This is a genomic window from Streptomyces sp. NPDC006655 (genome assembly GCF_040703965.1).
Lineage (GTDB): Bacteria > Actinomycetota > Actinomycetes > Streptomycetales > Streptomycetaceae > Streptomyces.
The window spans coordinates 1-22,550 of sequence record NZ_JBEYJU010000096.1 but is presented as its reverse complement, the minus strand read 5'-3'; the positions used below and the strand labels follow the sequence as shown (position 1 = coordinate 22,550).

General features: G+C 71.8%; 23 protein-coding genes and 1 pseudogene. 17 read left to right on the top strand and 7 right to left on the bottom strand.

Annotated elements, in window-relative coordinates:
* The first annotated feature begins 68 nt into the window (after nucleotides 1-68).
* The 13 genes from AB0958_RS36285 (at nucleotide 69) to AB0958_RS36225 (ending at nucleotide 12,706) form a co-directional block, all read left to right on the top strand.
* Nucleotides 69-230, top strand: coding sequence for a hypothetical protein (locus AB0958_RS36285; protein ID WP_165939531.1), 162 nt, complete (start codon nucleotides 69-71; stop codon nucleotides 228-230).
* 23 nt (nucleotides 231-253) lie between these two features.
* A complete protein-coding gene (locus tag AB0958_RS36280) occupies nucleotides 254-973 on the top strand; it encodes a DUF2637 domain-containing protein (RefSeq protein WP_366894722.1) in 720 nt (239 codons plus the stop codon).
* Nucleotides 974-1,151: 178 nt separating this feature from the next.
* Nucleotides 1,152-2,663: an aldehyde dehydrogenase family protein gene (locus AB0958_RS36275; protein ID WP_366894721.1), complete on the top strand. Its 1,512-nt coding sequence runs from the start codon at nucleotides 1,152-1,154 to the stop codon at nucleotides 2,661-2,663.
* Nucleotides 2,664-2,731: 68 nt separating this feature from the next.
* On the top strand, nucleotides 2,732-4,261 hold the full coding sequence (locus tag AB0958_RS36270; protein WP_366894720.1) for a GMC oxidoreductase: 1,530 nt from the start codon (nucleotides 2,732-2,734) through the stop codon (nucleotides 4,259-4,261).
* Nucleotides 4,261-5,565 carry a glycine betaine/L-proline ABC transporter ATP-binding protein gene (locus AB0958_RS36265; protein WP_366894719.1) on the top strand — a complete coding sequence of 435 codons (1,305 nt, stop codon included), beginning with the start codon at nucleotides 4,261-4,263 and terminating at the stop codon, nucleotides 5,563-5,565. The genes AB0958_RS36270 and AB0958_RS36265 overlap by 1 nt, the downstream gene beginning before the upstream one ends.
* Nucleotides 5,565-7,499, top strand: coding sequence for an ABC transporter permease subunit (locus AB0958_RS36260; RefSeq protein ID WP_366894718.1), 1,935 nt, complete (start codon nucleotides 5,565-5,567; stop codon nucleotides 7,497-7,499). Before AB0958_RS36265 ends, AB0958_RS36260 begins: the two co-directional genes overlap by 1 nt.
* A gap of 2 nt (nucleotides 7,500-7,501) precedes the next feature.
* The gene (locus AB0958_RS36255; RefSeq protein WP_366894717.1) at nucleotides 7,502-8,452 is read left to right on the top strand and encodes an ABC transporter substrate-binding protein; all 951 of its coding nucleotides are present in this window, start codon (nucleotides 7,502-7,504) and stop codon (nucleotides 8,450-8,452) included.
* Between the two features lie 105 nt (nucleotides 8,453-8,557).
* Entirely contained in the window at nucleotides 8,558-9,424 is an 867-nt protein-coding gene (locus tag AB0958_RS36250) for a tyrosinase family protein (RefSeq protein ID WP_366894716.1), read from the top strand.
* Nucleotides 9,425-9,546: 122 nt separating this feature from the next.
* Complete coding sequence (locus AB0958_RS36245; RefSeq protein WP_366894715.1) at nucleotides 9,547-10,959, top strand: condensation domain-containing protein; 1,413 nt, start codon at nucleotides 9,547-9,549, stop codon at nucleotides 10,957-10,959.
* A gap of 170 nt (nucleotides 10,960-11,129) precedes the next feature.
* Nucleotides 11,130-11,375, top strand: coding sequence for a hypothetical protein (locus tag AB0958_RS36240; RefSeq protein WP_132892896.1), 246 nt, complete (start codon nucleotides 11,130-11,132; stop codon nucleotides 11,373-11,375).
* A gap of 36 nt (nucleotides 11,376-11,411) precedes the next feature.
* On the top strand, nucleotides 11,412-11,792 hold the full coding sequence (locus tag AB0958_RS36235; RefSeq protein WP_366894714.1) for a hypothetical protein: 381 nt from the start codon (nucleotides 11,412-11,414) through the stop codon (nucleotides 11,790-11,792).
* A 131-nt stretch (nucleotides 11,793-11,923) separates the two neighbouring features.
* Nucleotides 11,924-12,196, top strand: coding sequence for a hypothetical protein (locus AB0958_RS36230; RefSeq protein WP_358981662.1), 273 nt, complete (start codon nucleotides 11,924-11,926; stop codon nucleotides 12,194-12,196).
* A 165-nt stretch (nucleotides 12,197-12,361) separates the two neighbouring features.
* Nucleotides 12,362-12,706 (top strand): hypothetical protein, encoded by a 345-nt coding sequence (locus AB0958_RS36225; RefSeq protein ID WP_366894713.1) that lies wholly within the window; start codon nucleotides 12,362-12,364, stop codon nucleotides 12,704-12,706.
* 65 nt (nucleotides 12,707-12,771) lie between these two features.
* On the opposite strand, the gene AB0958_RS36220 is transcribed toward AB0958_RS36225, so the two are convergent.
* The 3 genes from AB0958_RS36220 to AB0958_RS36210 form a co-directional block, all read right to left on the bottom strand.
* On the bottom strand, nucleotides 12,772-13,062 hold the full coding sequence (locus tag AB0958_RS36220) for a hypothetical protein (protein ID WP_358981659.1): 291 nt from the start codon (nucleotides 13,060-13,062) through the stop codon (nucleotides 12,772-12,774).
* A gap of 245 nt (nucleotides 13,063-13,307) precedes the next feature.
* Nucleotides 13,308-13,589, bottom strand: coding sequence for a hypothetical protein (locus tag AB0958_RS36215; protein WP_046727336.1), 282 nt, complete (start codon nucleotides 13,587-13,589; stop codon nucleotides 13,308-13,310).
* A gap of 187 nt (nucleotides 13,590-13,776) precedes the next feature.
* A complete protein-coding gene (locus AB0958_RS36210) occupies nucleotides 13,777-14,253 on the bottom strand; it encodes a hypothetical protein (protein ID WP_358987952.1) in 477 nt (158 codons plus the stop codon).
* Nucleotides 14,254-14,715: 462 nt separating this feature from the next.
* Between AB0958_RS36210 and AB0958_RS36205 the strand changes: the two genes are divergently transcribed.
* The 3 genes from AB0958_RS36205 (at nucleotide 14,716) to AB0958_RS36195 (ending at nucleotide 16,592) form a co-directional block, all read left to right on the top strand.
* Complete coding sequence (locus AB0958_RS36205; RefSeq protein ID WP_366894712.1) at nucleotides 14,716-15,447, top strand: hypothetical protein; 732 nt, start codon at nucleotides 14,716-14,718, stop codon at nucleotides 15,445-15,447.
* A 71-nt stretch (nucleotides 15,448-15,518) separates the two neighbouring features.
* Complete coding sequence (locus AB0958_RS36200) at nucleotides 15,519-15,797, top strand: hypothetical protein (protein ID WP_132892884.1); 279 nt, start codon at nucleotides 15,519-15,521, stop codon at nucleotides 15,795-15,797.
* Between the two features lie 132 nt (nucleotides 15,798-15,929).
* A complete protein-coding gene (locus AB0958_RS36195) occupies nucleotides 15,930-16,592 on the top strand; it encodes a chaplin (protein WP_366894734.1) in 663 nt (220 codons plus the stop codon).
* A 127-nt stretch (nucleotides 16,593-16,719) separates the two neighbouring features.
* Here AB0958_RS36195 and AB0958_RS36190 read toward each other — a convergent pair whose 3' ends face one another.
* Nucleotides 16,720-17,217 (bottom strand): carboxymuconolactone decarboxylase family protein, encoded by a 498-nt coding sequence (locus tag AB0958_RS36190; protein ID WP_366894711.1) that lies wholly within the window; start codon nucleotides 17,215-17,217, stop codon nucleotides 16,720-16,722.
* 46 nt (nucleotides 17,218-17,263) lie between these two features.
* On the opposite strand from AB0958_RS36190, the gene AB0958_RS36185 reads away from it, so the two are divergent.
* Nucleotides 17,264-18,697 carry a PLP-dependent aminotransferase family protein gene (locus tag AB0958_RS36185; protein WP_366894710.1) on the top strand — a complete coding sequence of 478 codons (1,434 nt, stop codon included), beginning with the start codon at nucleotides 17,264-17,266 and terminating at the stop codon, nucleotides 18,695-18,697.
* 112 nt (nucleotides 18,698-18,809) lie between these two features.
* Here AB0958_RS36185 and pabB read toward each other — a convergent pair whose 3' ends face one another.
* From pabB to AB0958_RS36170, 3 genes and pseudogenes are all read right to left on the bottom strand, one after another.
* A complete protein-coding gene (gene pabB / locus AB0958_RS36180) occupies nucleotides 18,810-20,957 on the bottom strand; it encodes an aminodeoxychorismate synthase component I (RefSeq protein WP_366894709.1) in 2,148 nt (715 codons plus the stop codon).
* Nucleotides 20,958-21,248: 291 nt separating this feature from the next.
* On the bottom strand, nucleotides 21,249-22,112 hold the full coding sequence (locus tag AB0958_RS36175) for a DMT family transporter (RefSeq protein WP_366894733.1): 864 nt from the start codon (nucleotides 22,110-22,112) through the stop codon (nucleotides 21,249-21,251).
* A 117-nt stretch (nucleotides 22,113-22,229) separates the two neighbouring features.
* A pseudogene (locus AB0958_RS36170) lies at nucleotides 22,230-22,550 on the bottom strand (hydrolase); the annotation flags it as partial.

Sequence of the window (22,550 nt, the reverse complement as noted above, 5' to 3'; positions counted from 1 at the left end):
TGACGCGAATTCCCCCGAACGCCCCAAACCCCGTCCCCTGCACCGGTCGTTAGGTGACCGTGACGCGATTGGACTGGCGCATCGCCGAAGATCACCCGACCACCGTACTCCGCTGGCCCGGCAGTATGGATATCACCTCATGCTCGGACCTGCTCGATGATTTCCTGAAGAGAATCAACGCGATGGAAAATGAATATCGGCGGACCATGGCAGATCTGTACGGGGCCTGAAGCACGGTGCGGAGGTTTATCAGATGGACGGGATTCAGCACGACACCGGCCTCTACGACAACACGGGTCTCTATGATCACCCCGGCCTGTACGACCACCCCGGTCTCTATGAGCACACCGGTCTCTACGACCACGCCTGGGTCGCCCCCGAGCCCGATGTCGCGCCGAACGACTGGGACCCGGTCGAGGAACTGGCCCAGATACTGTCCGCACCGGCCGGTGTGAGTGCGGCCACCACCCTGCTGGACGTCCCGGCCCCGCGCAGGCCCGGCCGCCGCCGGCTCCGCCAGGAGTCCCACCTGCTCGACGGCGGCCGCCGCCTGACCCACATCACCCTGCTGATCGTCGCGGTCTCCGCGTGCGCGGTCCTCATGCTGGCGTGGTCGGTCTGCTACTCCTACGGCCAGCTGCGCGGCATCGCCTCCTCGGTGCTGCCCGTACGGCTCGCCCTGTACTGGCCGCTGACGGTGTACGGCCCCTGGTTCGTGGCGGCGTTGTCCGTGCTGCGGGCCACCGCCCAGCGGCGGAGTGCGCGACGGTCCTGGTGCGTGGTGCTGGCGGCCTCCCTCATGGCCGTGGCGCTCTGTGTGAGCCACTCCTCGCACGCCCTGTTGTCCTTAGTGATTTTCGGGATTCCGCCGGTCACGGCCCTGGTGTGCTTCTGGGAACTCGTCGGCCAGATCTCGACCAAGACCCGCCCCCGGCACGCCTCCCACGGCGAGCCCTCCGGTGCCAAGGGCTGAAACCGAGCCGGTTCGGTAGCCTTTTCGCGCCGCTTTGTCCGACTGTTCCGTGATGCAGCACACTTTCGGCCACCGATTGCGCATGCAATCCGCGTCCGAGGGCAGGCGGTGACGGTGTCCGAGTGTGACCTCAAGGTCACACAGGGGCACTGACCAGGAACGGAAGGCAATACCGATCATGGCCGACAGAACCGTACGAGCGACCATCCAGGTCGGAGGCGAGTGGCTGGAAGCCGCCTCCGGCGCGACGCGCGAGATCATCGACCCCGCGGACGGCCTGCCCTTCGCCGTGGTCGCGGAAGGCGACGAGAAGGACGCGGAGTCGGCGGTGGCCGCCGCCCGCCGGGCCTTCGACACCGGCGACTGGCCCCGCACCCCCGTGGCCGAGCGCGCCGCCCTGCTCCGCCGGGTGGCCGACCTGCTCGTCCGCGACCGCGAGGAACTCGGCCTGCTGGAGAGCCGGGACGCCGGCAAGACCGTCGAAGAGGGCCGCGTCGACATCGACTGCGTCGCCGACGCCTTCCGTTACTTCGCCGACCTGGTGGCGGGGGAAGGCGCGGGCCGGGTGGTGGACGCGGGCTCGCCCGACATCCACAGCGTCGTCGTGCACGAGCCGATCGGCGTCTGCGCCCTGATCACCCCCTGGAACTACCCCCTGCTCCAGGCCAGCTGGAAGATCGCCCCGGCGCTCGCGGCCGGCAACACGTTCGTGATCAAGCCGAGCGAGATCACCCCGCTGACCACCGTCGCCCTGATCGGCCTGCTGGCCGAGGCCGGGCTGCCCGCCGGTGCCGCCAACATCGTCACCGGGCCCGGGCACAGCGTGGGCGCCCGCCTCGCCGAGCACCCCGACGTCGACCTGGTCTCCTTCACCGGCGGTCTGGTCAGCGGGATCAAGGTCGCCCAGGCCGCCGCGCCCACCGTCAAGAAGGTCGCGCTCGAACTCGGCGGCAAGAACCCCAACGTCGTCTTCGCCGACGCCTGCGCCACCGAGGAGGGCTTCGACACCGCCGTCGACCAGGCCCTCAACGCCGCGTTCATCCACAGCGGCCAGGTCTGCTCGGCAGGTGCGCGGCTGATCGTCGAGGAACCCCTGAGGGAACGATTCGTCGCCGAACTCGCCCGGCGTGCGGCGAAGATCCGCCTCGGCCGGGGTACCGCGGACGGCGTCGAGTGCGGTCCGCTCGTCTCCGAACAGCAGCGTGCCAAGGTCGAGGCGTACGTGGCGTCGGCGCTCGCGGAGGGTGCGGTGCTGCGCTCCGGCGGCAGGCGCCCCGAGCCGTCCCCGGACCGGCCCGCCACCGGCTACTTCTACGAGCCGACCGTTCTCGACCAGTGCCACCGCGAGATGAAGGTGGTGCGCGAGGAGGTCTTCGGCCCGGTCCTCACCGTCGAGACCTTCCGCACCGAGGACGAGGCGGTCGCCCTCGCCAACGACACCGAGTACGGCCTCGCGGGCGCCGTGTGGACCACGGACGCCGGACGGGCACGCCGGGTCGCGGGGCGGCTGCGGCACGGCACCGTCTGGATCAACGACTTCCACCCCTACCTCCCGCAGGCGGAGTGGGGCGGCTTCGGAAAGAGCGGCACCGGCCGCGAGCTGGGCCCCGCCGGCCTCGCCGAGTACCGCGAGACCAAGCACGTCTACCAGAACCTCGCGCCGAAGCCGGTGCGCTGGTTCGCCGGCTGAACCCCCACAACGTCCCGCCGGCGAACCTGCTCCGCCCCGTTCTCCCACCCCCCAGGAGTAACCACCCCATGGCCGATCACACACAGGAATTCGACTATGTCGTCATAGGCGGCGGAACCGCGGGTTCCGTCATCGCCTCCCGCCTCACCGAGAACCCCGACGTCACCGTCGCCGTGATCGAGGGCGGCCCCAGCGACGTCGGCCGCGACGACGTCCTCACCCTGCGCCGCTGGATGGGCCTGCTCGGCGGCGACCTCGACTACGACTACCCGACCACCGAGCAGCCGCGCGGCAACTCCCACATCCGGCACAGCCGGGCCCGCGTCCTCGGCGGCTGTTCCTCCCACAACACGCTCATCGCCTTCAAGCCGCTGCCCTCCGACTGGGACGAGTGGGAGGCGGCCGGCGCCAAGGGCTGGGGCGCCGTCCCGATGGAGGCGTACTTCGCCCGCCTCCTCAACAACATCGTCCCGGTCGACGAGCAGGACCGGAACGCCATCGCCCGCGACTTCGTCGACGCAGCCCAGGCCGCCCTGGACGTCCCACGCGTCGAGGGCTTCAACCGCAAGCCGTTCACCGAGGGCGTCGGCTTCTTCGACCTCGCCTACCACCCCGAGACCAACAAGCGTTCCAGCGCGTCGGTGGCCTACCTGCACCCGGTCATGGACGAGCGCCCCAACCTCCGCATCTTCCTGGAGACCTGGGCCTACCGACTGGAGCTGGACGGCACCCGCGCCGACGGCGTCCGGGTACGCACCAAGGACGGCGAGGAGCTGCTGATACGGGCCCGGAGCGAGGTCGTCCTGTGCGCCGGCGCCGTCGACTCCCCGCGCCTGCTCCTGCACTCGGGCATCGGCCGCCGCGCGGACCTGGAGGCACTCGGCATCCCGGTCGCGCTGGACCTGCCGGGCGTCGGCGAGAACCTCCTCGACCACCCCGAGTCGGTCATCGTCTGGGAGACCCACGGCCCCATACCGGAGAACTCCGCGATGGACTCCGACGCGGGCCTGTTCGTCCGCCGCGACCCCGAACACCCGGGTCCGGACCTGATGTTCCACTTCTACCAGATCCCGTTCACCGACAACCCGGAGCGACTGGGCTACCGACGCCCCGCGCACGGCGTCTCGATGACCCCGAACATCCCCAAGCCGCACAGCCGCGGCCGGCTCTACCTGACCAGCGCCGACCCGTCCGTGAAGCCCGCGCTGGACTTCCGCTACTTCACCGACGAGGACGACTACGACGGCCGCACCCTCGTCGACGGCATCCGCATCGCCCGCGAGATCGCGCGCACCGAGCCGCTGGCCGGCTGGCTCAAGCGCGAGGTCTGCCCGGGCCCCGAGATCGTCGGCGACGCCGAACTGAGCGAGTACGCCCGCAAGGTCGCGCACACCGTGTACCACCCGGCCGGCACCTGCCGGATGGGCGCGATCGACGACGAACTGGCGGTGGTCGACCCCGAGTTGCGCATCCGAGGCATGGACGGCATCCGGATCGCCGATGCCTCCGTCTTCCCGACCATGCCGGCCGTGAACCCGATGATCGGAGTGCTGATGGTCGGCGAGCGGGCCGTGGACCTGCTGAAAGGCGGTGCGTGATGACCAGTGCGACCGAGACCCGGACCCAGTCGCCGACCGCGGCCCCCGTCTTCTCCGTCGACGGACTGTGGAAGGTGTTCGGCCCGAAGGCCGACCGCGTCCCCGGGGACCCCGAACTGACCGGGCTCCCGCCCGCCGAGCTCCGCTCCCGCACCGGCTGCACGGCCGCCGTCCGCGACGTCTCCTTCGACGTGCGCAAGGGCGAGGTCTTCGTGGTCATGGGCCTGTCGGGGTCCGGCAAGTCGACCCTGGTGCGCTGCCTGACCCGGCTCATCGAACCGACCGCCGGCACGATCGCCATCGACGGCGAGGACGTCCGTGCGATGGACCGGGGCCGGCTGCGTGAACTGCGCAGGCACCGCGCCGCGATGGTCTTCCAGCACTTCGGGCTGCTGCCGCACCGGTCCGTCCTCGACAACGTGGCGTACGGCCTGGAGATCCAGGGCGTCGGCAGGGCCGAGCGGCGCGAGCGGGCCGCGGAGGTCGTCGCCAAGGTCGGCCTCGAAGGCATGGAGCAGCGCAGGCCCGCTCAGTTGTCCGGCGGACAGCGTCAACGCGTCGGGCTGGCACGGGCGTTGGCCGTGGACCCGGAGGTCCTCCTGTTCGACGAGCCGTTCAGCGCGCTCGACCCGCTGATCCGGCGGGACATGCAGGAGGAGGTCGTGCGCCTGCACCGTGAGGAGGGCCGCACGATGGTCTTCATCACGCACGACCTGAACGAGGCCCTGAAGCTCGGCGACCGTATCGCCCTGATGCGTGACGGGCGGGTGGTGCAGCTGGGCACCCCCGAGGAGATCGTCGGCTCCCCGGCCGACGACTACGTCCGCGAGTTCGTCCGGGACGTACCGCGCGAGCAGGTGATGACGGTGCGCCGTGCCATGCGGCCGCCTGCGGCGGGCGAGGGCGGGGAAGGACCCGCGGTCACGCCGGCCGCGACGGTGGCCGAGGCGATCGAGGTGGTCGCGGGGGCCGGTGTCCCGGCGCGGGTCGTGGACGGGGAACGGTGCGTCGGGGTCGTGGACGCCGACGCGTTGCTCGGGGTCGTGGCGAAGAACGATGCGGGCAGTGCCTCGGCCGCGGCCGAGCGGGGGCCGGTCGCGCAGTTCCCCGCGCCCCTGGGTGAGGACCCGCAGCGCCCGCCGGAAAGCGCGCCGGCACCGGCCGCCCCGGCCTCCACCTCCGCGGATGATCACCCAGCCGCGGGAAGTCGCGCCGTTGGGGCGGCACGGGTGGGCGCGGCGGCGTCCAGTGAGCGCGGGCAAGTGAAACCCGCCACCGCGCGCACCACTCCGGAGGGCGTCTGATGGCAACGATCAGTGTCCCGAACCCCCGTCGGCTGTCCCTCCCCGCCGGCCAGGCCGTACGCAAGCTGCTCGCCCTGGCCGTGATCGCGGCGGTCCTCGTGCCGTTCGCCAACTCCCACTGGGGCAGCGCGGCCTGGCCGCACGACCTCACCGTCGATCTCTCCAAGCCGCTGGCCTCCGCCAGCAACTGGGTCATCGACAACCGTGACACCCACCCCCTCTTCCTCTACTTCTTCGGCTACATCAGCAACGCCGTCGTCCTCACCGTCCGCGCCGTCTACCTGGCCCTCCTGGCCGCCGGCTGGCCCGGCGTCACCGTGCTCGCCGCCGCGGTCGCGCACCGCGTCGCCGGCACCAGGCTCGCCGCCGGCACGGCCGTCGCCTTCCTCGCCTGCGGTGCCCTCGGCATGTGGGTGCCGACCATGCAGACCCTCGCGCTGATGGTCGTGGCCGTACTGGCGTCCGTCGCCGTCGGCCTGGTCCTCGGACTCGGCGCCGGCCTCTCCGACCGGCTGCACCGCGCCCTGCGCCCCGTCCTCGACACCATGCAGGTGCTGCCCGCCTTCGCGTACCTGCTGCCCGTCGTCCTGGTCTTCGGCATCGGCGTCCCCGCCGCCGTCCTCGCCACCGTCGTCTACGCGGCCCCGCCGATGGCCCGGCTCACCGCCCTCGGGCTGCGCGGCGCCGACCCGGAGGTCCTGGAGGCCGTGGAGTCGCTGGGCGCCACCCGCCGCCAGCGGCTGCTGACCGCCCGTATCCCGCTGGCCCGCAAGGACCTCCTCCTCGGCCTCAACCAGACCATCATGATGGCGCTGTCGATGGCCGTCATCGCCTCCGTCATCGGCGCCGGCGGCCTCGGTGACCGCGTCTACCAGGCGCTCGCCTCCGTCGACGTGGGCGCGGCCCTCGCGGCCGGCATCCCGATCGTCCTGCTGGCGGTCGTACTGGACCGCATCACCGCGGCGGCGGGAGAGCGCGGGGACACCCGGGGGCCGGCCGCCGGTCTCCTGTACGCGCTCGGCGCCACCGTCGCGGTCGCGGTCGCGGCGCGGCTCCTCGGCCTGCTGGACTGGCCCGCGTCCTGGACCCTGAACTTCGCCGAGCCGGTCAACCGGGCCGTGGACTGGATGACCGCCCACCTGTATTCGGGCGTCCCGGTCGTCGGCGGCACCGCCGACTGGGCGGGGCACTTCACCACCTGGGTCCTCGACCCGCTCCGGGACGGCCTCCAGTGGCTGCCCTGGTGGGCGGTGCTGCTCGTGGTCGCCGCCCTGGCATGGCTGATCGGCACCTGGCGCACCGCGCTCACCGCCGTCCTCGCGATGGCCGCGATCGGCGTGCTGGGCGTGTGGGAGCCCTCGCTGGACACGCTGTCGCAGGTCCTCGCGGCCGTCGCCGTCACCCTCGTGCTGGGCTTCGCGACCGGTGTCGCCGCCGCCCGCAGCGACCGGGTCGAGCGCGTCCTGCGTCCCGTGCTGGACGTCTTCCAGACCATGCCGCAGTTCGTGTACCTGATCCCGGTGGTCGCGTTGTTCGGGGTCGGCCGCGCCCCGGCCGTCGCCGCCGCCGTCGTCTACGCCCTGCCGGCCGTCGTCCGGATCACCGCGCAGGGTCTGCGCCAGGTGGACCCGGCCGCCCTGGAGTCCGCGCGCTCGCTCGGCGCCACCGGCCGCCAGCAGCTGACCCAGGTCCAGCTGCCGCTGGCCCGCCCCGCGCTGCTGCTCGCCGTCAACCAGGGCGTGGTGCTCGTCCTCGCCGTCGTCATCATCGGCGGGCTGGTCGGCGGTGGCGCGCTGGGTTACGACGTCGCCTTCGGTCTCGCCCAGGGCGACCTGGCGACGGGGCTGGTGGCGGGCGCCGCCATCGTCTGCCTCGGGCTGATGCTCGACCGGGTCACCCAGCCCACGGAGCGCCGTACGCGGAAGGGAGCGTGACCATGCGCCGCGCCACTGTCGTCACCGCAGCCTCGGTCCTGGTCCTCGCGACCGGCTGCGGTGCCGCCGACATGACGAAGCAGGCCTCGCCGTTCGCCAACGCCCAGGGCTCGAAGACGGTCACCCTGTCCGTGCAGTCCTGGGTGGGCGCCCAGGCGAACGTCGCCGTCGCCCAGTACCTGCTGGAGCACAAGCTCGGGTACCGGGTCGAGACCGTGCAGGTGGACGAGGTCCCGGCGTGGGACGCGCTCAGCCAGGGCCGCGTCGACGCGATCCTGGAGGACTGGGGCCACCCCGACCAGGAGAAGCGGTACGTCGACGACAAGAAGACCATCGCCAAGGCCGGCGGCCTCGGGGTCACCGGGCACATCGGCTGGTTCGTGCCGACCTATCTCGTCAAGCAGCATCCGGACATCACGAACTGGAAGAACCTGAACAAGTACGCCTCGCTGTTCCGCACTGCGGAGAGCGGCGGCAAGGGGCAACTGCTCGACGGCTCACCGTCGTACGTCACCAACGACAAGGCGCTGGTGAGCAACCTGAAGCTGGACTACCAGGTCGTCTTCGCCGGTTCCGAGGCCGCCCAGATCACCCAGATCAAGCAGTTCGCCAAGGAGAAGAAGCCCTTCCTGACCTACTGGTACGCGCCCCAGTGGCTGTTCAAGAAGGTGCCGATGACCGAGGTGAAGCTGCCCCCCTACAAGGAGGGTTGTGACGCCGACGCGGCCAAGGTCGCCTGCGCCTATCCGCACACCCCGCTGCAGAAGTACCTCAACGCGGACTTCGCGCGCGGCGGCGGCCGGGCGGCGGCCTTCCTGAAGAAGTTCCGCTGGACGACCGAGGACCAGGACCAGGTCTCCCTGATGATCGCCGAGCAGAAGCTGAGCCCCGAGGAGGCCGCCAGGAAGTGGGTGGACGCCCACCCCGACGTGTGGAAGCGCTGGCTGTCCTGAGCCCGCCGCCGGGCGCGGCGCCCCGTCACCGGTCCGGCCGTAGCGCGGTGACCCGAAGGTGTGCCCGGCGGTTACCCCTCCGGCCGATGCCCGAGGGAGGCGTACGTGGTCCACACACGGAAGAACGTCAACAGGTTGACCCGAGCCGAGCGGCGCCGGTTCGTGGGCGCGCTGCTGGAGGTCAAACGCCGCGGTGAGTACGACGAGTTCGTACGGCTGCACATCGCGCACAACTCCGCCGACCGGGAACACCGGTTGCGCACCGCCCACATGGCGCCGTCCTTCCTGCCCTGGCACCGCAAGCTGCTGCTCGAACTGGAGCGGGCGCTGCGCAGGGTGGACGCGTCGGTGACGGTGCCGTACTGGGACTGGACCCGGGACCGGGCGCCGAACTCCCTGCCGTGGACCGATGATCTGCTCGGCGGCGACGGACGGCGCTCGGACCGGCAGGTGATGACGGGCCCGTTCGCCTACCGGGCGGGCCACTGGAAGATCACCGAGAACGTGACCGACGTGCCGTACCTGACCCGGGACCTCGGCCGTGCCCGCGCCCCGCTCCGGCTGCCGACCGCGCGCGACCTCGAACTCGCGCTGGCGGACCCGGTGTACGACAGCTGGCCCTGGAACTCGACGGTCACCCGGGGCTTCCGCAACAAGCTGGAGGGCTGGGGGAGGGGCCGGGGCAGCGTCTCCTGGCAGAACCACAACCGGGTCCACCACTGGGTCGGCGGCGTGATGCTCAGCGCCGCCTCCGTCAACGACCCCGTCTTCTGGCTGCATCACTCCTTCGTCGACCTGCTGTGGACCCGCTGGCAGCAGCGCAACCCGGGCCACGGGTACCTGCCCGAGCGGCCCCCCGGCGCGGGCGACCCCCAGCGCGGCCGGGTGGTGGCCCGGCACGAACGGCTGCCGCCGTGGGACGTCAGCCCCGCCGAACTCGAGGACGTCAGCGGGATCTACCGGTACGAGTGAGGCGGGCGTTTGTCCGTTCGAGATGTCACACATCCCGCTGAAAAGTCGGCGACACAGCGGTCATCGCACGCGTACGGCGTCCCCTTGATGAAGCTGGTGTCTTCTGCGAAGGAGACGCCACCGTGCGAATTTCTGACATCCAGCGCTGCGAAATCCGGCCGGGACGGCTCGTCGAGTGGAGGTTCAGCCCGGTGACCATCGCGGCCGCGGCAGCGCTGCCCCCGGATCCGAGGCCGCCGGCCTACATCCAGGAGTCGCACATCAGGACGGCCCGGTCGGTGCGGGAGGACGGACTGTTCGTACCGACCTGGCTCGGCGCGGCGTTCGACCTGCCGGGGCCGGCCGACCTCGACGCCCTGGAACGGGCGTTGCGGGACTGGACGCTGCGGCACGAGACGCTGCGCAGCGGCTTCCGGTGGGCCGGTGACGACATGCACCGGTTCACCCTCGACCAGGCCGACGTGTCCCTGCACCGCGAGGTGGTCGGCGACTTCACCGACGCGGGGGCGCTGTCCCGGTATCTGCAGGATCGGTTCGACGCCGCGGCGGACGCGCTCGGCTGGCCGAACCTCATCTACACGGCGGTCGTGCGCGAGGACTCCACCAGCGTGTACATGGCCTTCGACCACACCAACGTGGACGCCTACTCCCTGCACCGGCTCCCGGAGGAGATCCACGGCCTGTACGCGGCGGCCGTCACCGGAAATCCCGTCACCGGCCCGGCGGTCGGGAGTTACGTCGACTTCTGCGAGCAGGAGCGGGCGAACGCGGACGGCATCGACGACACCCACGCGATCGTCGCGCGCTGGCGGGAGTTCATCGCCCGGTGCGGCGGCCGGCTCCCGGAGTTCCCCGTCGACCTCGGTCTGCGGCCCGGCGGTGAGCTGCCCACCCAGAAGCTGGTGTGCGAGCCGCTCGTCGACGCGGACGCCGCCGCCGCGTTCGAGGCGTACTGCCGTCCCTACGGCGGGAGTCTGGTCGGCATCCTGGCCGCGACCAGCCTGATCGTGCACGAACTCGGCGGCCAGCCGGTCTACCGCACCGTCGTGCCCTTCCACACCCGGCTGAAGTCCGCCTGGTCGGACTCGGTGGGCTGGTACGTCGGCGGCGCCCCCATCGAGGTGCCCGCGGCGCGCGACCTGGAGGGCGCGCTGGAGACGGTCCGCGCCGAACTGCGGGCCAACCGTTCACTGGCGCGCATCCCGCTGGCCCGCGTACTGCGGCTGCTCGGCGCGGACTTCCGGCCGACCTCGCCCGACATGTACTCGATCATCTCGTACGTGGACGCCCGGCTCATCCCCGGCGCCGCCGACTGGGCCGAGCAGAAGGCCTACGGGCTGATCCGCGTGTCGTACGGGGACCAGGTGTGCGCCTGGGTCAACCGGCTGCACGAAGGGCTCTGGTTCGCCTGCCGTCACCCGGACACCGACATCGCCTACAAGAACGTGCGCCATTACGTCGAGAGACTGCGGGACCTCATCCTCTCCGTGCCGGCGCCGGATCGCTCGCGGGCCACGGAGCTGGCGCTCTCCTGACCCGGTTCTCCCCGCCTGACTCAACTCCGCCCATCCATAAGGTGATTATGTGCTGCTATGTCACCCTCAGGATGGATGTCCGTTGTGCAGCACCTTGTTCCGCTACTGCTAGTGTTCAATCTGTCACGCTAGGCAATCAATTCGCCGCAGAGCAAAGGACCGAGGGTTCCATGCGCAAGCTTCAGCAGGTCGTGATCGCAGCAGTGGCGGCCGCCGGCGGTCTGTCCGCCGTCGGCGCCACCCCCGCCGTGGCCGACTCCTACGACAGTGGGCCGCAGGTGTCCAACCACTACCGCCCCTACCAGGAGTGCAGCCCGCAGACGGTGTCCGAGAACGACGTCCCGATCGGCGTGCTCGGTCTCGCCGACACCCTCGACACCACCTGCGGCCAGTACAACCAGGCCTTCACCGGCTGAGTTCGGCGGCTGTCCGCACGAAGGAAGGCGCATCACGTGTTCAGCGGGAAGAAGATCGCGGCCGTCTCGGGACTCGTCGGCGGCATCGCCGTGGCCTGCGTCGGGCTCACCCCGGCGTATGCCGCTGCGGGTCCGGGCAAGTGCACCGACGACCTCATGGGCAACCTCACCTGCACCCAGCGGATCAGGGGCGAGGTTCCCGAGGACGGCGTCATGCAGCACCAGGAGACCTGCAAGCCGGTGCAGCCCGTGCAACTGCCCGCCGTCCTCGGGCAGGGGACGGAGCGGCTCGGCCCCGAGGTGACCTGTTCCCCCACGACCGTGGGGGTGGCGCCGGTGGAGAAGGGGGACGAGCAGGAGCCGTCCGCCGGTCCGTTCGGCGTCATGAGCCGGATCCTTCCGGTCGGCGTCCGGTAACGCTTATACGGCAGACGGGGCTGACGCGCCACACGCCGAGTGGAGATCCTCGAATGACTACCGACCGTGTGTATATGCTCACATTAAGTAGTCAGCCCGGGCGTTCCCGCCTGGACAAGAAAGGGTCAATCATGCGTAAGTTTCAGCGCGTCGCACTCGTAGCGGCGACGGTCGCGGGGCTCTCCCTCCTCGGTGCCGGGGTCAGCTCCGCCGCCGGTGGCGAGGACGCGCCCCCGCAGATCACCGCCGTGGCCAACTCGACTGCCAACGCCCTGGCCGTCGGCGGCGGTTACTACGCCGCTCCGCAGGCGCAGCCCCAGGCCCAGCCGGAGGAGCAGCCCCAGGAGCAGGGGAACCCCGGTCCGGAGCAGGGTGGTTACGACCAGAACCAGGGTGGCGAGTAAAGAAGCACCCCCGCACGAACTCGGCATCCTCCGACGGCGCGGCCTCGCGCCGCCCGCCGGTGTGCTGAGTGACAACCATGGCGAAGGCAGCCCGGACGCACCCCGACTCCGTCGGGGGTCGCGTCCGGGCTGCGTTGCTTCGCCTTTCGGAAAGGAAGACAACGCATGTTCCCTTCACGGAAGATCGCCACGGTCTCCGGGCTCCTCGGAGGCCTCGCCGTGCTCTGCGTCGGCGCCGGGCACGCGTACGCGGACCCGTCCCCGGCCGATTGCAGGATCACCGCCCAGGGTGGCACCGTCTGCGTGCACAAGAGCGAGACGCACGTCGACAAGAACGGCACCCACGTCCTCAAGCAGGCCCAGGACTGCTCGACCTCCGACCGTCCGCAGGTGCTGTTCCCGGGGGACCAGGCGGCCGGTGACGGCTCCGCCGCCGTGGGGGAGGTCGTCGACTGCTCCAACAAGGCGGAGCTGCCCAAGGGCTTCAAGAGGCCGCACATCGAGTTCTGAGCGCCGGAAACGACAATCCCCGGTTTCCCGGCGTCGGCCGGGAAACCGGGGATTGTCGTTGAACGCTACTTTCCGAACGAGTTGTTGCAGCCCATGGACGAGCCCAGGGACGACTGCTGCGCACCCGAGTTGCCCTCGCCGTTCAGCAGGTTGCCGCCCAGGCCGTTGAGGATGCCGACCTCGCCGAGAATGTCGAGGTTCAGGTCGTGCGACCGGCAGGTGCTGCTCTGCTGGACGTTGAACTCGTCGCCGCCCTTCTTGCCCCAGCCCTGGTCGGCGTGGGCGGCGCCGGCACCCAGGAGCCCGAGGCTCCCGAATGCGGTGACGATTACGGCGGCGGTGCGGAGCTTGTGCATGTCATCTCCGATGTGGAATGGGGTGGATGCGATCGTGGGGGAAATCGCCATCTGTGTCATAAAGGCTGATACGAAATACCCGGGTCGACCGGACGACGCGCCGATTGCGTTGGTATTTCGCCGCCTTGGCGACCCCCGGCACACACGAATGGTCCCGGCGCCCGGCGTTCGGCCCGGCGCCGGGACCATGAGCCGTCCGGCGCCGTGGCGCCGGACGAGGCCTCGGAAGGCTGCTGTCGGGGACCTCAGAAGGCGCTGTTGTTGCAGCCCATCGTCGAACCGAGGTTGGTGGCCTGGGCGCCCGGGTTGCCCTCGCCGTTCAGGGCGCTGCCCAGCAGGCCGTTGAGCAGGCCGACCTCGCCGAGGACGTCCAGGTTCAGGTCGTGCGACTTGCAGTGCGAGCTCTGGTTGATGTTGAACTTGTCGCCCTGACCGTGGCCCTCGCCGCCGGCGTAGGCCGTGCCGCTGACGAGGCCGATGCTGCTGAGCGCGGCGACCAGGACGGCGGCGTTGCGAAGCTTGCGCATGTCATCTCCGTGGAGTGGGGGGTTGCGATCTGTGCAGGTTGCGATCTGTGCCAGATCGACTTTTTACAGTTACGGGAGATTAGTACGTAATAGGGCAAATCCGGCAGCGACGCGCTGTTGTTTCGAGCGCGCGGCAGAAACACCCGAAAAGTCGAATGGCCGCCGACGGAGCCGCCAACTACGGCTCTCAGCCCTGGCGTTGCGCGCTGGCGAGGGCGTTCGACTGGCTGTTGGCCTGGGTGCAGTCGACGCCCCGGGTCTGGGAGGCCGCGAGCAGCGCGACCGGGATGTTCGCGTCGAGCAGGGACTGCGGGCTGCACTCCTGGTACGGACGGAACATGTTGCTCTGGGTCACCGGGCCGCCCTGCGCGACCTGCTGCGGGGCCTGGGGCGAGATCTGGGGGCTGATCTGCGGGTTCAGCTGCGGGTTGAGCTGCGGGGCGACCTCGGTGCCGCGCTGCGGGGCCGGCTGCGCGGCCGGCGTGCCGTACGTCTGCGCGGTCGCCTGGGCGGAGGTGGCCGCGGCGGCCTGGGCGTCCGGCTGGGAGACCGGGGTCGGCCCGGTCCCGTAGGAGACGGGCGCGGCGGAACTGGGCCCGGCGCCGACGGCGGTCAGCCCGCCGGCTGCGGCGACGATGAGCGCGACTTGCCGAAACTTGCGCATGGAATCCTCGGCCCTTCATGTGATCTGTGCACGGAACCTGATGAAATGACTGATGAGGAAGCGCGGTTATCACTTCAATGCCGTCCGGGCGGCCGGTACGGACCTTCGCCCTCACCCCGTGGGGAACGACAGGCCCGCGGGCCCGGATACGGTCGCGATGCCGTGTCACCCGTTTGCCGAAAGGCATATGAGCTGCAATTCCCCTGTCGGTGACGGCAATTGGGTGACGGAACTTTGAATGCCCGTGACCATGGCGCGCCGCTCCTCGTTCCGGTGGGGAGAGGGCGGTGGTCGAGGACCTGAAGGTATTGAGGCGAATCGCTGCCGGCTCGATGCGAAGTCCGCGTGCTGCTCAGGAGTACCGCTGCTGAAAGTGCAGTGCAATGACCGCACCGACTGCACGCGCGACCGCACTGAACGCAATGGACTTTCTCATCCAGGTATCGAAGGGCCGAGGGTTTCATGCGCAAGCTACACAAGGCCGCGCTCGTTCTGGCAGCGGCCAGTGGTCTGTCCGCCATCGGCGCGGGCGTCAGCTATGCCGACGCTCCCGTCGGATATGGCGGTGCGCCCCCAGCGCCGGCTCCGGACCAGCCGTATCCCCAGGCCCCGCCCCCGGCACCGCAGCAGGCCGGTTACGCGGCCGGCCAGACACAGGGCTCGGCGCAGGCCACCGTCCCCGCTTACCCGCAGCAGGCCGCGCCGCCCCCGCAGTACCAGCAGGCCCCATACCCCCAGCAGCCCGCGCCGCCGCCGCAGTACCAGCAGGCCCCGCCGCAGTACGCCCAGCAGGGCGGTTATGCCTCCGCCTCGGCCTCGTCGCAGGGCTCGGCCCAGGCCACCGCCGCTCCCGCCTACCCGCAGCAGGCCGCGCCCCCGCAGTACGTCCCGGCACCCCAGTACGCCCAGCCGCAGTACGCCCCGGCGCCGCAGTCCGCCCCGCCGCAGGTCGTCCCGCAGGTCATGCCCCAGGTCATGCCGCAGGTCGCCCCGCAGCTGGCCGTTCCCCAGGGCTCCCCCGCGGACGGGCCGACCCGGGTCACGCCGCAGGTCAACCCCCAGGTGAACCCGCAGGTGAACCCGCTCATCAACCCCGTCCTCGGCGCCCCGGGCGTGCCCGGTCTGGCCCCGGTGGGGCTCGGCCAGGTCGCGGCGCCCCCCGTCGGCCAACTCGGGCTGCCCCGCCTCGGCTGACGCGTCGTCACGTTGTCAGACCTTTCCTCGAACCGCAGCGGATCCCCCTCCGCTCGACCTACGGAGAACCCATGCGCAAGCTCCACAAGGTGGCCCTCGTGGGCGCCGCCGTCCTCGGCAGCGTCTGCTCGGTCGGCGGCGGCACCGCCTTCGCCCACGGTGAGCCGGGCCACGACATCGACGTCACGCAGGGCACCGAGTGCCGCTCGCACGACATGAACATCGAGGTGCTCGGCAACGTCAGCGCCCTCACCGGCCTGGCGGGCAACCTGCTGAACGGCGAGGGCAACCCGGGTGCCCAGCAGAGCCACCTCGGTTCGGACATGGGCTGCAACAACCAGGCCCTCTGATCCGACCGGACGGCAGATGCCGCCGCCTCTTTCCCATCCTCAGCAAACACGACAGTTACACCGAGTCCGGGTGAGTGCCCGCGACGCGTCTGGAAGGGCAGGGAACCCATGAAACGGGCTACCCGAAACAGTGTGATCGCCATGGCCGTCGCCTCTGGCGCGATGGCAGTCGCGGGGACGGCCCATGCCGACTCCGCCGCCGACGGGTCGGCGAGCGGCTCGCCCGGACTGGGCTCCGGCAACACCATCCAGTTGCCGGTGGACATCCCGGTGAACGTGTGCGGCAACACCGTGGACGTGGTCGGGCTGCTCAACCCCGCGATGGGCAACAAGTGCTCCAACACGGGTCACCAGGCGGCGGGGCAGACGGGCTCCCGGACGTCGGGCGGGGCCACGGCCCACGGCAGCACGCACGACTCGCCGGGCGTCCTGTCCGGCAACGACCTCCAGATCCCGATCCACGCGCCCGTGAACCTCAGCGGCAACAGCGTGAACGTGGTGGGTGTCGGCAACCCCGTCCTCGGCAACGAGTCCAGCAACGACTCGTACGGCGGTCCCGACGAGCCCACCCCGTCCGCACCGACCACGCCGCGCGTCCACCAGCAGCCGCACCACCCGGCCAAGGCGCACCCGAGGCAGACCACGGTCGTACGGCACCGGACGACCGAGACCCTCGCCCACACCGGAGCGACGAGCCCCTGGGCGCCGGGCCTCGTGAGCCTCGCCTCGCTGGCGGCCGGAGCGGTGCTGTACCGACGCTTCCGCCCCGGGACGGGCAGCGCGCCGTACGCCTAGACCGGTTCCGCGCGCAGTGACCGCAGGGCCTGCCGGAGCAGGCCCGGGCCGAACGTGACGCGGGTGGCCCCTCGCTCGCCGAATCCGGCGAGCGAGGGGCCCGAGCCGTCCGCGCGGACGGGCCCGTCTACCCGTGCTGCCCCGGCGTGTAGTGCCCGGGAACCATGCGGGTCGTCACCGCGAACCGGTTCCAGGAGTTGATCACGATGATCGAGGCGATCAGCTGCGTCAGCTGCGCCTCGTCGAACTGCTTGGCGGCGCGCTCGTAGACCTCGTCGGGCACGAAGCCTTCGGTGAGCACCGTGATGGCCTCGGTCAGCTCGATCGCGGCGAGCTCCTGCTCCGTGTAGAAGTGCTTCGACTCCTCCCACGCGCTGAGCTGGACGATGCGCTGCACGCTCTCGCCCGCCGCGATCGCGTCCTTGGTGTGCATGTCGAGGCAGTACGCGCAGTGGTTGAGCTGCGAGGCACGGATCTTCACCAGCTCGAACAGCTTGGCGTCCAGGCCCTTACGGGCCGCGCCGTCCAGGCGGACCATCGCCTTGTAGACCTCGGGCGCGTGCTGTGCCCAGGCCAGGCGGGGGGTGTGCTCGGGTGCGTACTCGGCGCTGTGTTCTGTGCTCATGTCTCGACCCTACGAGCAAGGCAGCCCAGGGGTATGGTCCATTTCCATGGGAAAATCATGGGCCACTCGGGGAGCCCTGGGCATCGACCTGCACCTGGAACCGGCCGGTCCTGGCCTGCGCCGGAGCCTGACCGACGCCCTGCGCCAGGCCGTCCGCAGCGGCCGGCTGGTCCCCGGCACCCGGCTGCCCTCGTCCCGCTCCCTCGCCGCCGACCTGGCCGTCGCCCGCAACACCGTCGCCGACGCCTACGCCGACCTCGTCGCCGAGGGCTGGCTCACCGCCAGACAGGGCTCCGGAACCCGGGTCGCGACCGGCGTGCCGGCCCTGTCACCGGCCCCGCGCACCGCGGCCGAGGTCGCCACGGCGGTCCACCGCCCCGCCTACGACCTGCGGGCCGGCTTCCCCGACGTGTCCGCCTTCCCGCGCGCCGAGTGGCTCAAGGCGGCCCGCCGCGCCCTCACCGCCGCCCCCAACGAGGCGTTCGGCTACGGCGACCCGCGCGGCCGCGTCGAACTGCGCACCGCGCTCGCCGCCTACCTCGCCCGCGCCCGGGGCGTGCGCGCCGACCCCGAACGCGTCGTGGTCTGCGCCGGGTTCTCGCACGCCCTGAGCCTGCTGGGCCGGGCGCTGCGGGCGCGCGGCGCGGACACGGTCGCCGTGGAGTCGTACGGCCTCGACGAGCACCGGCGGCTCCTGACCGCGGCCGGGCTGCGCCACGTCCCGCTGCCCATGGACGACCTGGGCACGGACACCGGCGCGCTGGGGCCGGGCCCGGCCGCGGTGCTGCTGACCCCCTCGCACCAGTTCCCGCTCGGCCTGCCGCTGCACCACGACCGGCGGGCCGCGGTCGTGGACTGGGCGCGGCGCACCGGCGGCCTGGTCCTGGAGGACGACTACGACGGCGAGTTCCGCTACGACCGCAGGCCCGTCGGCGCCCTCCAGGGCCTCGCCCCCGACGAGGTGGTCTACCTGGGCACCGCCAGCAAGTCCCTGGCCCCCGGGCTGCGGCTGGCCTGGATGGTGCTGCCGCCGGCCGTGGCCCGCGAGGTGACCCGGGTCAAGGGCGAGGTGGACACCTGCGGCGCGCCGGACCAGCTGACCCTGGCCGAGTTCATCGGCTCCGGCGGCTACGACCGCCATGTCCGCGCCTCCCGTACCCGCTACCGGCGCCGCCGGGACGCCCTGGTCGCCGCCCTCGCCGAACGCGCCCCCGCGATCAGGGTCACCGGCATCGCGGCGGGCCTGCACGTGGTGCTCGGACTCCCGCCCGGCACCGTGACCCGGGTGATCCGGGCCGCCGCCGCCCGCGGCCTCGCCGTCGAGGGCCTCACCCCGCGCCACCGCCACCCCGCGGCCGCCGTCGAGGCGCCCGACGCCCTTGTGCTCGGCTACGGCACCCCCGCCGACCACGCCTGGTCCGGTGCGCTGGACACCCTGTGCGCCGTGCTGTCCGACCCCACTGTGATCAGCGTCGCCTGAATGCCCGGCCGCCATGCGCCGGCCCGGACCGCCGCACCCGCCCGGGGACCCACCGCGCGACCGGTCCGATCCCGTGGGCGGCCGGAGGTCGCCGTGACGGCGGTGCCCCGGGTCACCGGGCGGGCTCCCGCACGGCGTCCGCCGCGGCCGTCGGGTGCTCCCGCAGCGCGCGCATCGGGGCGGCCGTCTTCAGCAGCATCTCGTCGTACTCGGCGGCCGGGTCGGAGTCCAGGACGACCGTCCCGCCCGCGCCCAGCCGCATCCGGCCGCCCGCCAGCACCGCCGTCCGGATCACGATGCTGAGGTCGGCCCCGCCGCTGCATCCGAGGTAGCCGAGCGCCCCCGAGTACACGCCCCGGGCCGCGGTCTCCAGGGAGTCGATGATCTCCATCGTGCGCGGCTTCGGGGCCCCGGTCATCGACCCGCCCGGGAAGCAGGCCCGCACGCAGTCCACGGCGTCCGTCCCGGCCCGCAGCCGCCCGGTCACCGTCGACACCAGCTGGTGCACGGTCGCGTACGACTCGGTGGCCATCAGGCGGGGCACCCGCACGGTTCCGGTACGGCAGACCCGGCCCAGGTCGTTGCGGAGCAGGTCGACGATCGTCAGGTTCTCGGCGCGGGTCCTGGTGTTTGCCGCCAGCCCGTCCCGCAGCCGCTCGTCCTCGAACGGGGTCGCCCCGCGCGGCGCGGTCCCCTTGACGGGCCTGGCCTCGGCCACCCCGTCCCGGGTGATCCGCAGGAACCGCTCCGGTGAGGAACCGGCCACGTCCAGCTCGCCGAACCGCAGGAAGGCCGCGTACGGCGCCGGGTCGACGCGGCGCAGCTTCCGGTAGAAGGCGTACGGATCGGGCGGGGCGGGCAGCCGGGCCGCGTCGGTCAGGCACACCCCGTAGCTGGTGCCGGCCCGCAGTTCCCGTCGGCAGGCCTCGACGTCGGCGAGGTAGCCGGCCCGGTCCCGCACCAGCCAGGGCTCGGCGGCCTCCGGATCGGGCGCCTCGGCGGCGGGCGGGACCGGCCGGCCGGTGCCCGGGGCCAGGAAGGAGAGCTGGGCCAGTACGGTCTCCAGCCACTCCTCGGCCTCCCGGGCCGCCTGCGGGGTGTCCTCCGCCAGGCAGACCGCGTAGGTGACGTCCTCCTCGTGGTCCACGGCGAGCAACCGGTCGGCGAACAGCCAGCAGGCGTCCGGGGTTTCGGCCTTGTGCGTGTTCGGGGAGCCGCAGTCCGCCTTGGTCTCGTAGCCGAAGTAGCCGACGTAGCCGCCGGTGAAGTCGAAGGGCAGGTCGCCGGCGTCCACCCGGCGGCCGGTCAACTGCCGCTTCAGGTAGTCGAAGACGCTCGCCGACACCTTGCGCGGCGGCCGTCCGGCCCGCTCCACCTCGCACCGGCCGGCCGTCACGTCGTACCGCACGAACTCGGCGAGCGGACCGCTGTCGTCACCGAGGAACGAGAACCGCGAGCGGCTCTGTTCGACGAGGGAGCTGTCCAGCCAGAAGGAGCGGGCCGAGGCGGCGAAGAGCCGGCCGAAGGCGGCCTCCGTGTCGACGGCGCCGGCGATCCGGCGGGTGTGCAGCCGGTACGCGGACGCGTCGCCCCGGCGGGGGCGGGGGATGCCCGCGCCGGGCCGGGGGAGGGTGGCTTCGGCCGGCGGGACGGCGGTGTTCTTGGAACGCGCCCGGCGGGCCCGGCGCGCCGTCAGGTTGCGGAAGTTCACCAGCATGCGGTGGCCGTACTCGGTGAGCACCGACTCCGGGTGGAACTGCACGCCCCACAAGGGGCGTTCGCGGTGGCGCAGGCCCATCAGGACGCCGTCCTCGGCCCAGGCGGTGGCCTCCAGGGCGGCGGGCAGCGGTTCGTGCACCGCGAGGGAGTGGTAGCGCACGGCCGTGAAGTCCTGGGTCAGTCCCTCGAACAGGTCCCGGCCGTCGTGCCGCACTCTGCTCAGGTGCCCGTGGCGCGGCTGCGGGGCGGGCAGCACCCGGGCGTCCTCGCCGAGCGCGATGCCCTGGTGGCCCAGGCACACCCCGAGCACGGGCACCGTGGCCTCGGCGATCACCCGGGCGCTGATGCCGAAGTCACGGCCGTTCCCCGGGTGTCCGGGCCCCGGGGACACCACCACGTTGTCGAACCCCGCGAGCCGGGAAAGTGCGCCGTCCCCGTCGTCGTTGCGGACCACCACCGGTTCCTCGCCGTTGACCTCGGCGATCAACTGGAACAGGTTGTAGGTGTTCGAGTCGTAATTGTCGATGAGCAGAGTCTTCACCCGCCCACCTCCCTCGGAGAAACGCTGCGGCTGCGGCATGGGAATCCAGGTGGCCGGCGCGGTCACGCGTAGCGAATTGAGGAACCACGGTGACGGTGACGGGATTACTGGTCACGGTGTCCTTTACGGAATGGACACAACGTGCGTTCAAAGAAACAACGAGATCGGCCCGCTGCCTGGAAAGTGTCCGCTTTACCGGCCGGCGGACATATGTCCCCGCTCAAGTCGCTCCAGCGGGAGCCGACCCGCGCCGACGTGCCCCGGGTGCCCGGCCCCGCCCGGGGGACGGGGTCACGGACGCGACGGGCGGACCGGCTCGGGTGCGCCAGGTCCGGCGTCCGTCGTGTCCGGCGCCTCCCCGAACCGTGCCAGTGCCAGCGCACCCGCCACGGCCACCGCGAAGCCGAGCACCGCCAGCCAGGTCAGGCCCTCCCGGGTGCGGTCGCCGAGCCATACGACGCCCACCGCCGCCGGGCCGATCGTCTCGCCGATGACCATGCCGGCCGTCGCCGTGGTCACCGAGCCGCGCTGGAGCGCCGAGGTCAGCAGCATGAAGGCGCCGCCACCGCCGACGAGGAGGGCGTACGTCGCCGGGTTGGTCAGGAGGTCCGGCAGCCGCAGCGTGTCGATCAGCCGCACCGACACCTCCACCACCCCGAACCCGAACCCCGCGCCGAGGCCGAGGACCAGCGCCCGCCCCCGCCCGGACAGCCGCCCGCCGGCCAACCCGAGCAGCAGCACACCCAGGGCGATCCCGAGCACCGTCCACTTCAACGCCGTCGACCCGGCCCGGTCCCCCTCCGGCCCCGAAGCCAGCCCCAGCATCGCGAGCCCCGCGCACACCACCGCCACGGCGGCCCACTCCACCCCGCTGAGCCGCACCCGCAGCAGCCGCGCCGCGACCACCGCCGTGACCGCGAGCGACGCGGCCAGGGCCGCGCTCACCGCGTAGATCGGGAGCGACCGCAGGGCCAGGATCTGGAAGACGAATCCCAGCCCGTCCAGCCCGAGTCCCACGACGTACCGCCACTGCCGCACCGCCCGCAGCAGCAGCGCGGCCTCGCCGCCGGCACCGTCACCGGCCTCCCGCGCGGCCATCGCCTGAAGAACCGTCGCCGTACCGAAGCAGACCGCCGCCGCGAGGGCGCACACCATTCCGAAGAGCACAAAGGGACTGTAGGGGAGACGGGCGAGCGGTGGCCGGGCGGGACGGCAGGAAGCGGGCCCGGGGCACCCCGGACCCGCTTCCTCCCGTCCCAGCGCAGGTCAGCTCGCGCCGGCGAGCCAGGCGGTGGCGTTCAGGGCGAGCGCCGCGTTGGTGGCGCCGGAGTCGTTCCAGCCGTCGTAGAGCTTGTTGCCGGACTGGCCGGTGCCGTCGTCGATGGGTGAGCTGTCGCCCCAGAAGGCGATCCGGCCGCTGCCGAAGGTGCTGGTGAGGAAGAAGGCGCCGGTGTTGCCGGAGTAGCCGCTGCGGTACACCAGGCCCTTGACGTTCGCGTTGTCGGAGGGCTTGAGGGTGGCGGTGGTGCCGTCGGCGATCAGGCTCTTGGTGACCGTGCCGAAGGAGCCGTGCAGCACCGGGTCGCCGCTGTC

Coding starts and splice junctions, on each gene's coding strand:
- AB0958_RS36280 (WP_366894722.1), top strand. CDS start 254: ATGGACGGGATTCAGCACGACACCGGCCTCTACGACAACACGGGTCTC.
- AB0958_RS36275 (WP_366894721.1), top strand. CDS start 1,152: ATGGCCGACAGAACCGTACGAGCGACCATCCAGGTCGGAGGCGAGTGG.
- AB0958_RS36270 (WP_366894720.1), top strand. CDS start 2,732: ATGGCCGATCACACACAGGAATTCGACTATGTCGTCATAGGCGGCGGA.
- AB0958_RS36265 (WP_366894719.1), top strand. CDS start 4,261: ATGACCAGTGCGACCGAGACCCGGACCCAGTCGCCGACCGCGGCCCCC.
- AB0958_RS36260 (WP_366894718.1), top strand. CDS start 5,565: ATGGCAACGATCAGTGTCCCGAACCCCCGTCGGCTGTCCCTCCCCGCC.
- AB0958_RS36255 (WP_366894717.1), top strand. CDS start 7,502: ATGCGCCGCGCCACTGTCGTCACCGCAGCCTCGGTCCTGGTCCTCGCG.
- AB0958_RS36240 (WP_132892896.1), top strand. CDS start 11,130: ATGCGCAAGCTTCAGCAGGTCGTGATCGCAGCAGTGGCGGCCGCCGGC.
- AB0958_RS36230 (WP_358981662.1), top strand. CDS start 11,924: ATGCGTAAGTTTCAGCGCGTCGCACTCGTAGCGGCGACGGTCGCGGGG.
- AB0958_RS36225 (WP_366894713.1), top strand. CDS start 12,362: ATGTTCCCTTCACGGAAGATCGCCACGGTCTCCGGGCTCCTCGGAGGC.
- AB0958_RS36220 (WP_358981659.1), bottom strand. CDS start 13,062: ATGCACAAGCTCCGCACCGCCGCCGTAATCGTCACCGCATTCGGGAGC.
- AB0958_RS36215 (WP_046727336.1), bottom strand. CDS start 13,589: ATGCGCAAGCTTCGCAACGCCGCCGTCCTGGTCGCCGCGCTCAGCAGC.
- AB0958_RS36210 (WP_358987952.1), bottom strand. CDS start 14,253: ATGCGCAAGTTTCGGCAAGTCGCGCTCATCGTCGCCGCAGCCGGCGGG.
- AB0958_RS36205 (WP_366894712.1), top strand. CDS start 14,716: ATGCGCAAGCTACACAAGGCCGCGCTCGTTCTGGCAGCGGCCAGTGGT.
- AB0958_RS36200 (WP_132892884.1), top strand. CDS start 15,519: ATGCGCAAGCTCCACAAGGTGGCCCTCGTGGGCGCCGCCGTCCTCGGC.
- AB0958_RS36190 (WP_366894711.1), bottom strand. CDS start 17,217: ATGAGCACAGAACACAGCGCCGAGTACGCACCCGAGCACACCCCCCGC.
- AB0958_RS36185 (WP_366894710.1), top strand. CDS start 17,264: ATGGGAAAATCATGGGCCACTCGGGGAGCCCTGGGCATCGACCTGCAC.
- AB0958_RS36175 (WP_366894733.1), bottom strand. CDS start 22,112: ATGGTGTGCGCCCTCGCGGCGGCGGTCTGCTTCGGTACGGCGACGGTT.